Source organism: Pseudomonas sp. 15C, from assembly GCF_055484735.1.
The window spans coordinates 1-15,446 of the sequence record NZ_JBUDGD010000006.1; the positions used below are offsets into that span (position 1 = coordinate 1).

The 15,446-nt window shown below is 60.8% G+C and carries 9 protein-coding genes; 8 read left to right on the top strand and 1 reads right to left on the bottom strand.

Translation table 11 applies throughout. The annotated features are described in order from the left end of the window. Window positions 1–194: 194 nt before the first annotated feature. The 6 genes from recC (at window position 195) to yfiB (ending at window position 11,895) form a co-directional block, all read left to right on the top strand. The gene (gene recC / locus ACYYKW_RS05370; protein WP_464989596.1) at window positions 195–3,647 is read left to right on the top strand and encodes an exodeoxyribonuclease V subunit gamma; all 3,453 of its coding nucleotides are present in this window, start codon (window positions 195–197) and stop codon (window positions 3,645–3,647) included. Next, on the top strand, window positions 3,644–7,333 hold the full coding sequence (gene recB, locus ACYYKW_RS05375; protein ID WP_464989597.1) for an exodeoxyribonuclease V subunit beta: 3,690 nt from the start codon (window positions 3,644–3,646) through the stop codon (window positions 7,331–7,333). Before recC ends, recB begins: the two co-directional genes overlap by 4 nt. Then, window positions 7,330–9,438, top strand: coding sequence for an exodeoxyribonuclease V subunit alpha (recD, locus tag ACYYKW_RS05380; protein ID WP_464989598.1), 2,109 nt, complete (start codon window positions 7,330–7,332; stop codon window positions 9,436–9,438). Before recB ends, recD begins: the two co-directional genes overlap by 4 nt. Window positions 9,439–9,560: 122 nt before the next feature. Next, complete coding sequence (yfiR, locus tag ACYYKW_RS05385; protein ID WP_464989599.1) at window positions 9,561–10,130, top strand: regulatory sequestration protein YfiR; 570 nt, start codon at window positions 9,561–9,563, stop codon at window positions 10,128–10,130. After that, window positions 10,127–11,395: a diguanylate cyclase DgcN/YfiN gene (gene dgcN / locus ACYYKW_RS05390; protein WP_464989600.1), complete on the top strand. Its 1,269-nt coding sequence runs from the start codon at window positions 10,127–10,129 to the stop codon at window positions 11,393–11,395. Before yfiR ends, dgcN begins: the two co-directional genes overlap by 4 nt. 5 nt (window positions 11,396–11,400) lie before the next feature. Then, window positions 11,401–11,895, top strand: coding sequence for an outer membrane lipoprotein YfiB (yfiB, locus tag ACYYKW_RS05395; protein ID WP_464989601.1), 495 nt, complete (start codon window positions 11,401–11,403; stop codon window positions 11,893–11,895). Here the strand turns inward: yfiB and ACYYKW_RS05400 are convergent. Next, complete coding sequence (locus ACYYKW_RS05400; protein ID WP_090281250.1) at window positions 11,892–12,839, bottom strand: LysR family transcriptional regulator; 948 nt, start codon at window positions 12,837–12,839, stop codon at window positions 11,892–11,894. The genes yfiB and ACYYKW_RS05400 overlap by 4 nt on opposite strands. Before the next feature lie 148 nt (window positions 12,840–12,987). On the opposite strand from ACYYKW_RS05400, the gene ACYYKW_RS05405 reads away from it, so the two are divergent. Both ACYYKW_RS05405 and mmsB read left to right on the top strand, forming a co-directional pair. Then, on the top strand, window positions 12,988–14,514 hold the full coding sequence (locus ACYYKW_RS05405; protein WP_093104921.1) for a CoA-acylating methylmalonate-semialdehyde dehydrogenase: 1,527 nt from the start codon (window positions 12,988–12,990) through the stop codon (window positions 14,512–14,514). A gap of 10 nt (window positions 14,515–14,524) precedes the next feature. Then, window positions 14,525–15,412, top strand: coding sequence for a 3-hydroxyisobutyrate dehydrogenase (gene mmsB / locus ACYYKW_RS05410; RefSeq protein ID WP_464989602.1), 888 nt, complete (start codon window positions 14,525–14,527; stop codon window positions 15,410–15,412). The last annotated feature ends 34 nt before the right edge of the window (window positions 15,413–15,446 follow it).

The window sequence follows — 15,446 nt, forward strand, 5'->3', positions numbered from 1 at the left end:
AGTGTGGGGTTTCCCCATGTGAGAGTAGGTCATCGTCAAGATTAAATTCCGAAACCCCAATTGCGAAAGCAGTTGGGGTTTTGTTTTGCCTGCGAGAAATTTCCTACAGCATTCGCCGACACCGCCCGGCTGTCACAACCTGCCGACAATGCTAAGGTTCTGCCTTAGCTTTTGTACTCTCCAAGGAAGCCTTTATGCCGGACGCCCAGTCCCTCTACGCTGCATTCATGGTGGTTCAGAGCAATAGCCTGGACGAGCTGCGCAGCCTTGTGATCAGCATCATGCGGCGCTACCCACTAGCGCCCCTGGAGAACGAGATTGCGCTGGTACAAAGCAACGGCATCGCGCAGTGGCTCAAGTTGGCTCTGGCAGAAGATCCGCAGGAAGACGACTTGGGCGGCTGCGGTATCGCCGCAGCGATCGATGTGCAATTGCCGGGCAGTTTCATGTGGCAGCTATACCGTCTGGTATTGGGTCGCGATGAAATCCCGCCCAAATCCCTTCTCGATAAAGCGCCGCTGACCTGGCGCCTGATGCGCTTGTTGCCGCAGCTGATCGACCGCCCGCATTTCGAACCGCTGCAACGTTTTCTGACTCACGACACGGACTTGCGCAAGCGCTACCAACTGTCCGAGCGACTGGCGGATCTCTTCGACCAATATCAAGTATATCGGGCTGACTGGCTTGAGGACTGGGCCGAGGGTCGCCACCAGTTGCGCAATGTCCGGGGCGAGGTAAAAGCGCTCCCCGCCACCAGTTGCTGGCAAGCTGAATTATGGCGGGCGCTGCTGGACGATGTAGGCGAAAAGGGCATGGCGCAAAGCCGGGCCGGTGTGCATCAGCGATTTATCGAGCGCATCAATAAGCTCGCAGAGGCCCCCACCGGCTTACCGCCGCGAGTGATCGTTTTCGGGATTTCCTCACTTCCCGCACAAGTCCTCGAGGCGCTGGCCGGACTGGCGCGTTTCAGTCAGGTATTGCTCTGCGTGCACAACCCGTGTCGTCATCACTGGGCCGATATCGTCGCCGACAAGGATTTGCTCCGTCACCAGTACAAGCGGCAATCGCGCAAGAGCGGCATGCCGGTCGTACTGGACGCTGAAACCCTGCATCAACATGCGCACCCGCTACTGGCCGCTTGGGGTAAACAAGGCCGAGACTATATAAATTTGCTCGATAGTTATGACGACCCAAACAGTTACCGGGCAGCCTTTCGTGACGGGCGCATCGACCTGTTCAGCGAGACCCAGCCGCATAATATGCTCAACCAGCTTCAAGACGACATTCTTGAGTTACGTCCGCTCAATGAAACTCGCGAGCAATGGCCCGCGGTCGATCTGTCACAGGACGAGTCGATCCGTTTTCACATTGCCCACAGCGCGCAGCGCGAAGTCGAAATTCTGCATGACCAGCTACTGGCACGTTTCAGTGCCGACCCGCAGTTGCGTCCACGCGATGTGATCGTGATGGTGCCGGACATCGACAATTACGCGCCGCATATCCGTGCGGTGTTTGGCCAACTCGATCGCCATGATCCGCGTTTCATTCCATTTACATTGGCGGATCAGGGGCAACGCGGTCGTGATCCGTTGCTGATTGCGGTCGAGCATCTGCTCAAACTTCCCGATAGCCGTTTTCCGGTCAGTGAGATCCTCGACCTGCTCGACGTTCCTGCACTACGTGCACGCTTTGGAGTTGAGGAGCGCGACCTGCCAACATTGCATCGCTGGATTGAAGGTGCGGGCGTGCGCTGGGGGATGAACGCGGAGCAGCGAGCGGGCCTTGGTTTGCCTGACGAACTGGAGCAGAACAGCTGGCATTTCGGTCTGCGTCGGATGCTGCTGGGATACGCCGTCGGCAGCGCAAGCGCCTGTGAAGGTATCGAGCCCTACGATGAGATCGGTGGCCTGGATGCCGCACTGATCGGCCCTCTGGTGGCCTTGCTTGATGCGCTGGAACTGGCCCACCAGCAGCTCACTCAACCGGCACAACCCGCCGAGTGGGGGTATCGCTTGCAAGCGCTGATGCAGCTGTTTTTCAAAGCGAGCAATGAGCATGACGACTACTTGCTGACGCAACTTGAGGAGCTTCGCGAAACCTGGCTGGAGACTTGCGAAGCGGTGAATCTCACAGATGAGCTGCCGCTCACCGTGGTTCGCGAGGCCTGGCTCGCCGGGCTGGATCAGGGGCGACTGTCTCAGCGTTTCCTCGCCGGTTCGGTGAATTTCTGTACGCTGATGCCCATGCGCGCCATTCCTTTCAAACTGGTCTGCCTGCTGGGCATGAACGATGGCGACTATCCTCGCGCGCAGCCTCCGCTGGACTTCGACCTCATGGGCAGCGATTACCGCCCCGGCGATCGCTCGCGACGAGAAGACGATCGCTATCTTTTGCTCGAAGCGCTTCTGTCTGCGCGCAATCAGCTCTACATCAGTTGGGTGGGCCGCAGCATTCGCGACAACAGCGAGCGGCCGGCGTCTGTGCTAATCGGCCAGTTACGCGATCATCTGGTCAGCGGTTGGCGATTGCTCGATGAGCAAGGCGATTTGCTGGATGTCATGACTGAAGAACATCCGCTGCAACCGTTCAGTGCGCGCTATTTTCATGAAGGTGATCAACTGTTCAGCTACGCCAGCGAATGGCAAGTGTTGCATCAAGAACTGGAACCTCAAACCAATGCCGATTTGCTTCCCCCTTATGTACAAGAAGAACCGTTAACCCTGGCTTTGTTGCAGGACTTTTTGCGCAACCCGGTTCGACATTTCTTCACCCAGCGACTCAAGGTGTATTTCGAGGCTGCTGAAGCACCACTGGCGGACGAAGAACCCTTCGTGCTGGACGCGTTACAGCGATATACGCTCAGCGAGAGCCTGCTCGAAGCGGCGCTGAGGCAGCCGGAAAACATCGATCAAGCGCTCGACGCCCAGGCCCGTCGGCTGCAAAACAGCGGTCTGTTGCCAATGGCAGGATTCGGCGAATGCCTGCAGCGGGAATTGATCGAGCCGTTGCCTGATCTGCTCAAGCGCTATCAACAATTGCTGACGCTCTGGCCTGTTCCGCTGACCAGTGCGTTGCCTGTCAATCTGGAGCTGCACGGTCTGCGTCTGGAAGGCTGGCTCGCCGGTTTGCATCAGCGCGCCGACGGCGGTCTGTTGTCCGTCACGACCATTCCCAACAGCATCGGCTCGATCAAAAACCGTAAATGGCATCGTCTGACCAAGCCTTGGGTCAACCATCTCGTCGCGTGCGCCAGTGGCCTTTCGCTGACGACCGCTTTGGTGGCCAGCGATGACACGCTGCTGCTTGAACCGCTGGAGCCTGCACGGGCGACGCGTTTTCTTGGCGATCTGCTCCTCGCCTGGCAGGCGGGCATGCGCCAACCGCTACCGATAGCGGTGAAAACCGCGTTCGCGTGGCTGTCTCAGTCCGACCCGTTGAAAGCCGAAGCTGCCGCTTGCAAGGCGTATGAAGGTGACGGGCAGACCACTGACGGTGAGCGCCGCGAAAGTCCCGCATTGCTAAGGCAGTTCGCTGACTTCCATTCACTGCTGGCCGACGAAACATTTTCCGGCTGGTGCGATGCCTTGTACCGCCCGCTTTTCGAAGCGCCATGGCGTTCGCTGTCCACCGAGGGGGCACGCACATGAGTACCAAAGCACCCCTCGCGCTGGCATTTCCGTTACATGGCAGCCAGTTGATCGAAGCCAGCGCCGGTACTGGCAAGACCTTTACCATTTCTGCCCTCTATCTGCGGCTGATCCTCGGGCATGGAGACGAGTCGAGCGGATTCGGTCGTGAATTGCTGCCGCCACAAATACTCGTAGTGACATTCACCGATGCCGCGACCAAGGAACTGCGTGAGCGGATACGCACGCGTCTGGCAGAGGCGGCTCGATTTTTCCGCGACGAGACGCCGGCGCCTGACGCACTGATCGCCGAATTGCGCGATCAATACGAACCCCGGCAATGGCCAGGATGCGCGAACCGCCTCGATGTCGCCGCGCAGTGGATGGATGAGGCCGCCGTTTCGACTATCCACAGTTGGTGTCAGCGCATGTTGCGTGAGCACGCGTTCGACAGCGGCAGCTTGTTCACCCAGTCGCTGGAAACCGATCACAGTGACTTGCTTGGCGAAGTGCTGCGCGATTATTGGCGTCTGTTCTGTTATCCAATGCAGGGCGACGCCTTGAATTGGGTTCGCAACAACTGGGGCGGGCCTGCGGCCTTGTTGCCACGAGTCCGTGGCTTGTTTGCCAGCGAACGCGACAGCGATGAAACAAGGGCTCCCGCCGAACTTATCAACGAGTGCCTGCAAGAGCGCCGCGTGGCCTTGCTTGAATTGAAAATGCCCTGGCGCCTGTGGGCAGACGAGTTACTCGCCATCTGCCATCAAGGCGTGGCCGGCAAAACGGTCGACGGGCGCAAGATGCAGGCACGCTATTTCGAACCGTGGTTCGAAAAGCTCAAGGCATGGGCTGAAGACGAGTCCCTGGAACAACTGGACATCGGCACCGGATTCTCGCGTCTGACGCCTGACGGTATGGCCGAAGCCTGGAAGGGGCCGCCGCCATCGCACCCGGGTCTGGATGCCATGTCGGCTCTCAAGGCGAGCCTCGATGCGCTGCCAACGCCCGATGCTGCGGTTCTGCAACACGCCGCCCAATGGGTCGGCACACGTTTCGAAGAAGAGAAGCGTCGTCGCGCCGAAATGGGCTTTGACGACATGCTCTTGCGCCTCGATGCCGCATTGCAGTCCGACGGTGGCGAACGACTGGCGACATTGATCCGTAAGCAATTCCCGGTCGCGCTCATCGACGAGTTTCAGGACACCGATCCGGTGCAGTACCGGATCTTCGAGAGCATCTATCGCATCGAAGAGAACAGCGCCGAAACCGGCCTGTTTCTGATCGGCGATCCGAAACAGGCGATCTACGCCTTTCGCGGGGCGGATATCTACACCTATCTGCGCGCGCGTCAGGCCACCACTGGCCGACTGCATACGCTGGGTACCAACTTCCGCTCCAGCCATGGCATGGTCGAGGCGGTCAATCATGTGTTCGCACGTGCCGAATCCCGTGAGCAGGGGCGCGGTGCTTTTTTGTTTCGCGAGATAACCGGCAACAATCCGGTGCCATTCCTCCCCGTTGAGTCTCAGGGACGCAAGGAACGCCTGCAGGTCGACGGGCGAGACATTGCAGCCTTGAATGTCTGGCAGTTGCCTGCCGACCAGCCCTTGTCGGGCCTGGTTTACCGTCAGCAATTAGCGGCAGCGTGCGCCAGCGAAATCACTGCGCTGCTCAATGGCGGGCAGAGTGCTCGCGCGGGATTCATTCAGGATGGCAAAGACTTCAGAGGCTTGCGGCCGTCCGACATTGCGATTCTGGTTCGCGATGGCAAGGAAGCTCAAGCTGTGCGCAGTGAGCTGGCCGACCGTGGCGTGCGCAGCGTGTATCTGTCGGACAAGGATTCGGTATTCGCAGCGCAAGAAGCCCACGACCTGTTGGCTTGGCTCAAGGCCTGTGCCGAACCGGATGTCGAGCGCTTGCTCAAAGCCGCACTGGCCTGTGTCACGCTGAACCTGCCCTTGGCCGAGCTCGAACGTCTGAACCAGAATGAGTTGTTCTGGGAAACCCGCGTCATGCAGTTTCGTGGCTATCGCGAACTGTGGCGCAAGCAAGGCGTGCTGCCGATGTTACGGCGCCTGTTGCACGATTTTCACTTGCCGCAAACCCTGATGAAGCGCAGTGATGGCGAGCGCGTGCTGACCAACCTTCTGCATCTGTCGGAGCTGATGCAGCAAGCCGCCGCGGAACTGGACGGCGAACAAGCACTGATCCGTCATCTGGCCGAGTTGCTGATGCTGTCCGGGCAGGCGGGTGAAGAACAGATCCTGCGCCTGGAAAGCGATGAGCAATTGGTCAAGGTCGTGACCATTCACAAATCCAAGGGCCTGGAATATCCCTTGGTGTTTCTGCCGTTCATCTGCTCGGCGAAGCCTGTGGATGGCAGTCGCTTGCCGCTGCATTACCACGATGCCGAAGGCAAGGCCCGGGTTAGCCTCAAGCCAACCGCCGAGCTGATTGCGCAAGCGGATGATGAGCGCCTCGCTGAAGATCTGCGTTTGCTCTATGTCGCTCTGACGCGCGCGCAGCATGCCTGTTGGCTGGGCGTGACGGATCTCAAACGCGGCAATAACAACAGCTCGGTGCTGCATCTTTCCGCACTGGGCTACTTGCTCGGCGGTGGTGCTGCATTGAGTGAATCCGGCGAACTCAAGCGTTGGCTGGAAGATCTGCAACAGGACTGCGCGGCAATCAGCATCCTGGAGATGCCGCAACCCACCGACGAGCATTACCGTCCGCCACGCAATGAGGCGGTACTCAGTGCCATCCGTGTGCCCAGGCGCAAGGCCAGCGAAAACTGGTGGATCGCCTCCTACAGTGCGTTGCGGATCAGCGACGTGTTGAGCGTCGGCAGCGATGAGGCGCCGGACAGTCCGCAAGCGCAAAAGCTGTTCGATGACGAGCGCCTCGATCCGGATGCGCCGCGCGAGATGATTGCCGGTGGCGCCGATATCCATCGTTTTCCTCGCGGCCCCAATCCGGGCACGTTCCTCCACGGGTTACTTGAGTGGGCCGGCGATGAAGGTTTCGCCGTTTCCCGTGAGGCCCTGGAAGATGCGATCGCGCGGCGCTGCAATCTGCGTGGCTGGGAGGGCTGGATTACCACGCTCAGTGACTGGCTGCAGCATTTGCTCAAGCTGCCGCTTCCTGTTGCGGACGGGCAACCGCCCGTGGTGCTGGGGAAGCTGAAACAGTTTCGCGTCGAAATGGAGTTCTGGTTTGCCAGCCATAAAGTCGATGTGCTCAAACTCGATGAGCTGGTGCGTCAGCATACTCATCAGGGTGTCGCCCGGGTCGCGGCGGAACCGGTGCAACTCAACGGCATGTTCAAGGGTTTTATCGACCTGACGTTCGAGCACAATGGCCGTTATTACGTCGCCGATTACAAATCCAACTGGCTCGGCCTGGATGATCAGGCGTACACCGAAGCAGCCATGGAGCAATCGATTCTCGACAACCGCTATGACCTGCAATACGTGTTGTACCTGCTGGCCTTGCATCGACAGCTCAAGGCGCGGCTGGCGGATTACGACTACGACCGACACGTCGGCGGTGCGTTGTATCTGTTCCTGCGTGGCACACGCGCCGACAGTCGCGGCGTTTACTTCGCTCGTCCGCCACGCGAACTGATCGAGCGCCTGGACCGAATGTTTCAAGGCAAACCCGAACCCAAGACCGAACCCGCCTGGGAACAGGGAGTCCTGCTATGAGTCGCACCTTTGCCGATTTGCTTCCCACGCCGCTGGCAGCCGACAGTCTGTCGAAGCTCGCGCCGCTGAGCCGTGCCGATGATCTGTTGCTGTTGCTCACGCGCTGGGTCGAGCGCGGTTGGCTGCGTGCGCTGGACAAGGCATTCGTCGCCTTCCTTCACGAACTGGAGCCGGACACCGATCCATTGGTGTTGCTCGCGGCTGCACTGACCAGCCATCAACTCGGCCACGGTCACGTCTGCCTTGATCTGTTCGAAACCCTGAAGGCGCCCGATTTCGCGTTATCGCTGCCACCGGAGGGTGATGTGCAGGGCGGTGTGTTGTTGCTGCCTTCGCAACTGCTCGACGCGCTGGAGGGTGCGCACTGGTGCAAGGTTCTGGCGAGCAGTTCGTTGGTGGCATTGGCGGCGGATCCCAGTGATGCAGCGCAGCAGCGTCCGCTGGTGTTATCCGGCAAGCGCTTGTACCTGCGTCGATACTGGGCGTACGAACGGCGCATCGATGCGGCGTTGCGTCAGCGCCTGGAGCAGGTCGAGCCGACGCCTGCTGACTTGCCGCAGCGCTTGAACGGATTGTTCGAGTCGGGCGGGCCTGGCGAAGTGATCGACTGGCAGAAGCTCGCCTGTGCCCTCGCCACGCGCGGTGCTTTCAGTATCGTTACCGGCGGGCCAGGTACCGGCAAAACGACCACGGTGGTGCGTTTGCTGGCCTTGCTGCAAGCGCCAGCCGTGGAGGCCGGTCAGCCGTTGCGCATTCGTCTCGCGGCGCCGACCGGCAAGGCGGCGGCGCGGTTGACCGAGTCGATCAGTCAGCAAGTGCAATCGCTGAAAGTCAGCGAAGAGGTCCGCGCGAAAATCCCTTGCGACGTGACCACCGTGCACCGCTTGCTTGGCAGTCGTCCGGGCACTCGCCACTTCCGCCACCATGCCGGCAATCGCTTGCCACTGGATGTGCTGGTAGTCGACGAAGCCTCAATGATCGACTTGGAAATGATGGCCAATCTGCTCGATGCCCTGCCGGCCCATGCGCGACTGATTCTGCTCGGCGACAAGGACCAACTGGCATCGGTGGAGGCGGGTGCGGTGCTGGGCGATCTGTGCCGCGACGCCGAGGGTGGTTGGTATAGCCCACAAACTCGACAGTGGTTGGAGGCGGCCAGTGGCGAGACGCTACAAGACAGCGGCCTGCATGAGGACGTCGACGGTTCTCATCCCTTGGCTCAGCAAGTGGTGATGCTGCGTCATTCCCGGCGCTTCGGCGAAAGCAGCGGCATCGGTCAGCTCGCGCGGCGGGTCAACCAACAATTGCCGGAGCAGGCGCGGCAGTTGCTGGTGGCCGGTGACTACGCCGATGTATATTCGTTGGCGCTCAAGGGCGAACACGACCACACGCTGGAGCGTCTGTTGCTGGAGGGCCAGGGCGACGGTCCGCAAGGTTACCGCCATTACCTGAATGTGCTGCGCGACAAGCGTCCACCGCCGGGCAGGCCGCTTGAGCACCCGGACTGGATCGTCTGGGCGCGGGATGTTTTGCAGGCGTTCGATACGTTTCAGCTGCTGTGTGCCGTGCGTAAAGGACCGTGGGGTGTCGAAGGTCTGAATCAGCGGATTACCGCGGCATTGCTCAAGGCACGCCTGATCGAAAACGATCAGCAGTGGTACGAAGGCCGTCCGGTATTGATGACGCGCAACGATTACGGTCTGGGTCTGATGAATGGCGATATCGGTATCGCTCTCAAGCTGCCCGAGGGCGAAGGATCTGATGCCGGCAAGCCTGTGTTGCGCGTGGCCTTCCCGCGCAACGACGGCCAGGGCGGCGTGCGTTTCGTATTGCCCAGCCGGCTCAACGATGTCGAAACCGTCTACGCGATGACCGTGCATAAATCCCAGGGCTCGGAGTTTGCCCACACCGCGCTGATCCTGCCCGATGCCTTGAATCCAGTGCTGACCAAAGAACTTGTCTACACCGGCATCACCCGAGCCAAGCACTGGTTCACCTTGATCGAATCCCGAGCCGGCGTGTTCGAGGAGGCGGTGCAGCGCAAGGTCAAGCGGTTGAGCGGATTGATGCTGGAACTGGAGGAAAACGGCATCTTTCAGGATTGAAGTCTTGCACTGGCGGTGGGGCGGTTATTGACCAACCGGTCAGTGCTCGCCGCCTCGCTGGCCCTTCGCCGCTGTGCTACCGTTGCGGCATCATTTCGCTACGATCCAAGAGAGTTTCCTGCATGAAGGTGTCTGTCTGGGAGGCAGGGCGCATCGTTGTCTGCAAGCAAGCCGTGCTGGTCGGCCTGTTCTGGCTCATGACGGGCGTGGTTATGGCGCAAGCGCCCGCAGGTATGGCTGAACAACGGGCCAAATCCGTCACCCAGGTCGTGCTGGGGATTCTCAGTTATGCGCGCTGGCCGGTCGAACCTGCGCAGTTGCGCCTGTGTATCGTCGGCCCCACCGAATACACCGATGATCTGGTCAAAGGCACCGCTCAGGCCACTGGCCGGCCGGTGCTGGTGCGACGGCTTTTGGCCGACAACCCGGCGATCGTCAGCGAATGCAATGCGGTCTATATCGGCAAGCTCACCAACGATGAGCGCAGTCGCTTGTTTGCTTCGCTGATCGGGCATCCAGTGCTGAGCATCAGCGAAGGTGGCGATCAATGCACGGTTGGCAGCCTGTTCTGTCTGCGTGTGGGCGATGAACAAGTGTCGTTCGAAGTCAATCTCGATTCCGTCGCCCGCAGTGGCGTGCGCATTCACCCCAGCGTGTTGCAATTGTCGCGACGCAAAGCGGCTGCACCATGAGGCTGTTCAGACCGAGTAGCCGCCCGACGCTGGGCTCGGTGATTGGCCGAGGGCATTTGATTGTCGCGCTGGTCGCCGTGGCGATGGCCAGTGTCTCGCTGACCTTGCTCGGTGTGCTCGCATTGCGCGTGTATGCCGATCACAACCTGCATTTGATTGCGCGTTCAATCAGCTACACCGTGGAGGCCGCGGTGGTGTTTAACGACAAGGCTGCCGCCACTGAAGCGCTGGCGCTGATCGCCTCGACCGAAGAAGTGGCTGATGCTCAGGTGCTCGACAGCCAGGGACAACTGCTAGCGCAATGGCAGCGCCCGGAAAACGGTTTGATTTCCGAGCTGGAAATGCAAATCGCCCGCGCGATCCTGGAAAAACCCGTCAGCCTGCCCATTGAACATCAGGACCGAGAAATCGGCCGGGTGCTGCTCACCGGGCATGGCGGCAGTCTGATGCGCTTTCTGCTCAGCGGTCTGGCAGGCATTATCCTGTGCACGGCGATCAGTGCCTGGGTGGCGCTGTATCTGGCCCGGCGTCAGTTGCGCGGCATCATCGGCCCGCTGCGCGGCCTCGCCGCCGTGGCGCACGCCGCCCGCAGTGAACGAGCGCTGGATCGGCGGGTGCCACCGGCGCAAATCGCCGAACTCGATAACCTGGGCAATGACTTCAATGCGTTGCTCGACGAGCTGGAGTCGTGGCAGACCCACCTGCAAAACGAAAACGAAACCCTCGCCCATCAGGCCAGCCACGACAGCCTGACTGGCCTGCCCAATCGCGCGTTTTTCGAAGGGCGCTTGATCCGCGCGTTGCGCAGCGCGAGCAAGCACGATGAACGCGCTGCTGTGCTGTTTCTCGACAGCGACCGTTTTAAAGGCATCAACGATAACTTCGGTCATGCTGCCGGCGATGCGGTACTGGTGGCCGTGGCCAACCGCGTTCGCGCGCAGTTGCGTGAGGGCGATCTGGTGGCGCGGTTGGGCGGCGACGAGTTTGCTGTACTGCTCGCGCCGCTGCATGCGATCGAAGATGCCGAGCGCATTGCCGACAAGATTCTCGCCAGCATGGACATGCCCATCGCGCTGCCGGGCGACACCCGCGTGGTGACGTCGCTGAGTATCGGCATTGCGGTGTTCCCCGACCATGGCGCCAGCCCGAGCGCCTTGCTCGATGCCGCCGATGCGGCAATGTACCAAGCCAAGCGCCTGTCGCGTGGCGCCCAATTCACTGCCGGGGCGGAGCACCCGGTCGATTCCGAACCCTCCAGGAGCTGATAGCCGTGTCCACTTTGTCCATTCGTTCTCTTTACGCTGTGTTGTTGCTGGCCGTGCTCGTTCTGAGCGGTTGCCAGAGCGCGCCGCCAAAAGGCCTGACCCCGGCGCAAGTCGCGGTGCTCAAACAACAGGGGTTCGAACTGACCGACGAGGGCTGGGAATTTGGCCTGTCGGGCAAAGTGCTGTTTGGCAGCGACGTCGAAAGCCTCAATCCGCAAAGCACCGAGATCGTCGAGCGCATCGGCAAAGCCCTGTTGGGCGTCGGCATCGAACGCGTGCGCGTCGACGGCCACACCGATGCCTCGGGCAAGGAAACCTACAATCAGCAGCTCTCGTTGCGCCGGGCCAAGAGTGTTGCCAATGTTCTCGGCACGGTGGGCATGAAGCAGGAAAACATTCAGCTACAAGGCCTGGGCAGCAGCGAGCCGGTAGCGTCCAACGACACCGCGACCGGCCGCACGGAAAACCGCCGGGTCGCGATTGTGGTCAGCGCCGATTAATCGGCGAACTGCATTACCCGTGTCCGCCCCATCAGCAGCCCCTGATTACGTTCCGTTACCTCCCTGATGTAATCCCACAACAAGGTGATCCGCTTCAACTTGCGCAGATCCTCCCGGCAGTACATCCAGAACTGCCGGGTGATATCGATTTCCTCCGCCAGCACCGGCAACAAACGCGGATCCTGCGCCGCAAGAAAGCACGGCAGGATCGCCAGTGATCGCCCCTGCTGCGCCGCGACGTATTGGGCAATGACACTGGTGCTGCGCAAATGCGCGTTGGCGCCGGGCAGGACGTTCGCCAGGTACAGTAGCTCCGAGCTGAACGCCAAGTCGTCGACATAACTGATGAATTGATGCTTGCTCAAATCTGCCGGGCGGCGGATCGGTGGGTGTTGGTCGAGGTATTCCTGAGTGGCGTAGAGCTGCAAGCGGTAGTCGCAGAGTTTGCAGCAGACGTACGGCCCATGTTCCGGCCGCTCCAAAGCAATGACGATATCGGCCTCGCGCTTGGACAGACTGATGAAGTGCGGCAGCGGCAGGATATCCACGGAGATCGCCGGGTAGGCGTCGACGAAATGGCTCAGCTGCGGGGTGATGAAAAAACTGCCGAAGCCTTCGGTGCAGCCCATGCGCACGTGCCCGGAGAGGGCCACGCCGGAGCCTGAAACCTGCTCGCAGGCCATGTGCAGCGTGCTTTCAATCGACTCGGCGTAACCGAGCAGACGCTGGCCTTCGGTGGTCAGGACGAAGCCGCTGGTGCGCGACTTTTCAAACAGCAAGGTGCCCAATGCCGCTTCCAGCGAACTGATGCGCCGCGACACCGTGGTGTAGTCGACGGCCAGGCGTTTGGCGGCGGTGCTGGCCTTGCGGGTGCGGGCGACTTCGAGGAAAAACTTGAGGTCGTCCCAGTTCAGCGAGCCTAACGAGGTAATGTTTTTTTGCATGATGGACGGGCTTATATGTGCGTTCTTATTAGAAGTTTGCACATCTATACTCCAAAAACCGTCCGACAACCATTCTGGACACACGCCTCATCTCAAGGCGAACCTCTCGCCTTGGCTCCTCCGATAAAAACAAGTTCTGGAGACCAGCATGAACGCATCGCTTACGCCCAACGACACCACGCTGCAGAAGGTCAAATTGCTGATCGACGGCGAGTGGGTCGAGTCGCAGACCACTGAATGGCATGACATCGTCAACCCGGCGACCCAGCAAGTGCTGGCCAAAGTGCCATTTGCTACCGCTGATGAAGTCGATGCGGCGGTCAGCGCCGCGCAGCGCGCCTTCCAGACCTGGAAGCTGACCCCGATCGGCGCGCGGATGCGCATCATGCTCAAGCTGCAAGCGCTGATCCGCGAGCATTCCAAACGCATCGCCGTGGTCCTCAGCGCCGAGCAGGGCAAAACCATCGCTGACGCCGAAGGCGACATCTTCCGCGGTCTGGAAGTGGTCGAGCACGCCTGCTCGATCGGCACCCTGCAAATGGGCGAGTTCGCCGAAAACGTTGCCGGCGGCGTCGACACCTACACCCTGCGCCAGCCGATCGGCGTGTGCGCCGGCATCACCCCGTTCAACTTCCCGGCGATGATTCCGCTGTGGATGTTCCCGATGGCCATCGCCTGCGGTAACACCTTCGTGCTGAAGCCTTCGGAACAGGATCCGCTGTCGACCATGCTGTTGGTCGAACTGGCAATCGAGGCCGGCGTGCCCGCGGGCGTGCTCAACGTCGTGCATGGTGGTAAGGACGTGGTCGATGGCCTGTGCACGCACAAGGACATCAAAGCCGTGTCGTTCGTCGGTTCGACCGCCGTCGGTACGCATGTCTACGACCTGGCCGGCAAGCACGGCAAACGTGTGCAGTCGATGATGGGCGCGAAGAACCACGCCGTGGTCCTGCCGGATGCCAATCGCGAGCAAGCGTTGAATGCGCTGGTCGGCGCCGGTTTCGGCGCGGCCGGGCAGCGTTGCATGGCGACCTCGGTGGTGGTGCTGGTCGGTGCGGCGAAACAGTGGCTGCCGGATTTGAAAGCGCTGGCGCAGAAACTCAAGGTCAATGCCGGCAACGAGCCGGGCACCGACGTGGGGCCGGTGATTTCGAAAAAGGCCAAGGCGCGAATTCTTGAACTGATCGAAAGCGGCATCAAGGAAGGCGCCAAACTGGAGCTCGACGGTCGCGATATCCAGGTGCCGGGCTACGAGCAGGGCAACTTTGTCGGCCCGACCCTGTTTTCCGGCGTGACGCCGGCCATGCAGATCTACACTCAGGAAATCTTCGGCCCGGTGCTGGTGGTGCTGGAAGTCGACACCCTCGATCAGGCCATCGCTCTGGTCAACGCCAACCCGTTCGGCAACGGCACCGGTCTGTTCACCCAGAGCGGTGCGGCGGCGCGCAAGTTCCAGACTGAAATCGACGTCGGTCAGGTTGGCATCAATATTCCGATTCCGGTGCCGGTGCCGTTCTTCAGCTTCACCGGTTCGCGCGGCTCGAAACTCGGCGACCTCGGCCCGTACGGCAAGCAAGTGGTGCAGTTCTACACGCAGACCAAAACGGTTACGGCGCGCTGGTTCGATGACGACAGCGTCAACGACGGCGTGAACACCACCATCAACCTGCGCTGAGGATTCGATCATGAAAATCACATTTATCGGTCTTGGCAACATGGGCGCACCGATGGCGCGCAACCTGATCAAAGCTGGCCATTCGCTGAATCTGGTCGATCTGAACAAGACCGTGCTGGCCGAACTGGAGCAACTGGGCGGCACCATTCGCGCGTCGGCGCGCGAGGCTGCCGAGGATGCCGAACTGGTGATCACCATGCTGCCAGCCGCCGTGCATGTGCGCAGCGTCTGGCTCGGTGAGGAAGGTGTGCTCGCCGGCATCCGTCAGGGCGTGCCGGCGGTCGATTGCAGCACCATCGATCCGCAGACCGCACGCGACGTCGCAGCCGCTGCCGCCAAACACGGCGTAGCGATGGCTGATGCGCCGGTATCCGGCGGTACTGGAGGTGCGACGGCCGGGACGCTGACCTTCATGGTCGGCGCTACCCCGGAACTGTTCGCCACCCTGCAACCGGTGCTGGCGCAGATGGGCCGCAACATCGTGCATTGTGGTGAAGTCGGCACCGGGCAGATCGCCAAGATCTGCAACAACCTGCTGCTGGCGATCTCCATGGTTGGCGTCAGCGAGGCGATGGCGCTGGGCGATGCGCTGGGTATCGACACTTCGGTGCTGGCCGGGATCATCAACAGCTCGACCGGCCGCTGCTGGAGTTCGGAAATGTACAACCCGTGGCCGGGCATCGTCGAAACGGCGCCGGCCTCGCGGGGTTATACCGGTGGCTTCGGGGCGGAGCTGATGCTCAAGGATCTTGGCCTGGCCACCGAAGCAGCGCGTCAGGCGCATCAGCCGGTGATACTCGGCGCGGTGGCGCAGCAGTTGTATCAGGCGATGAGTCAGCGCGGTGATGGCGGCAAGGATTTCTCGGCGATCATCAACAGCTATCGCAAACCGCAATAGAAAGCCCTGGTGCAAAACCTGTGGGAGCGGGCCT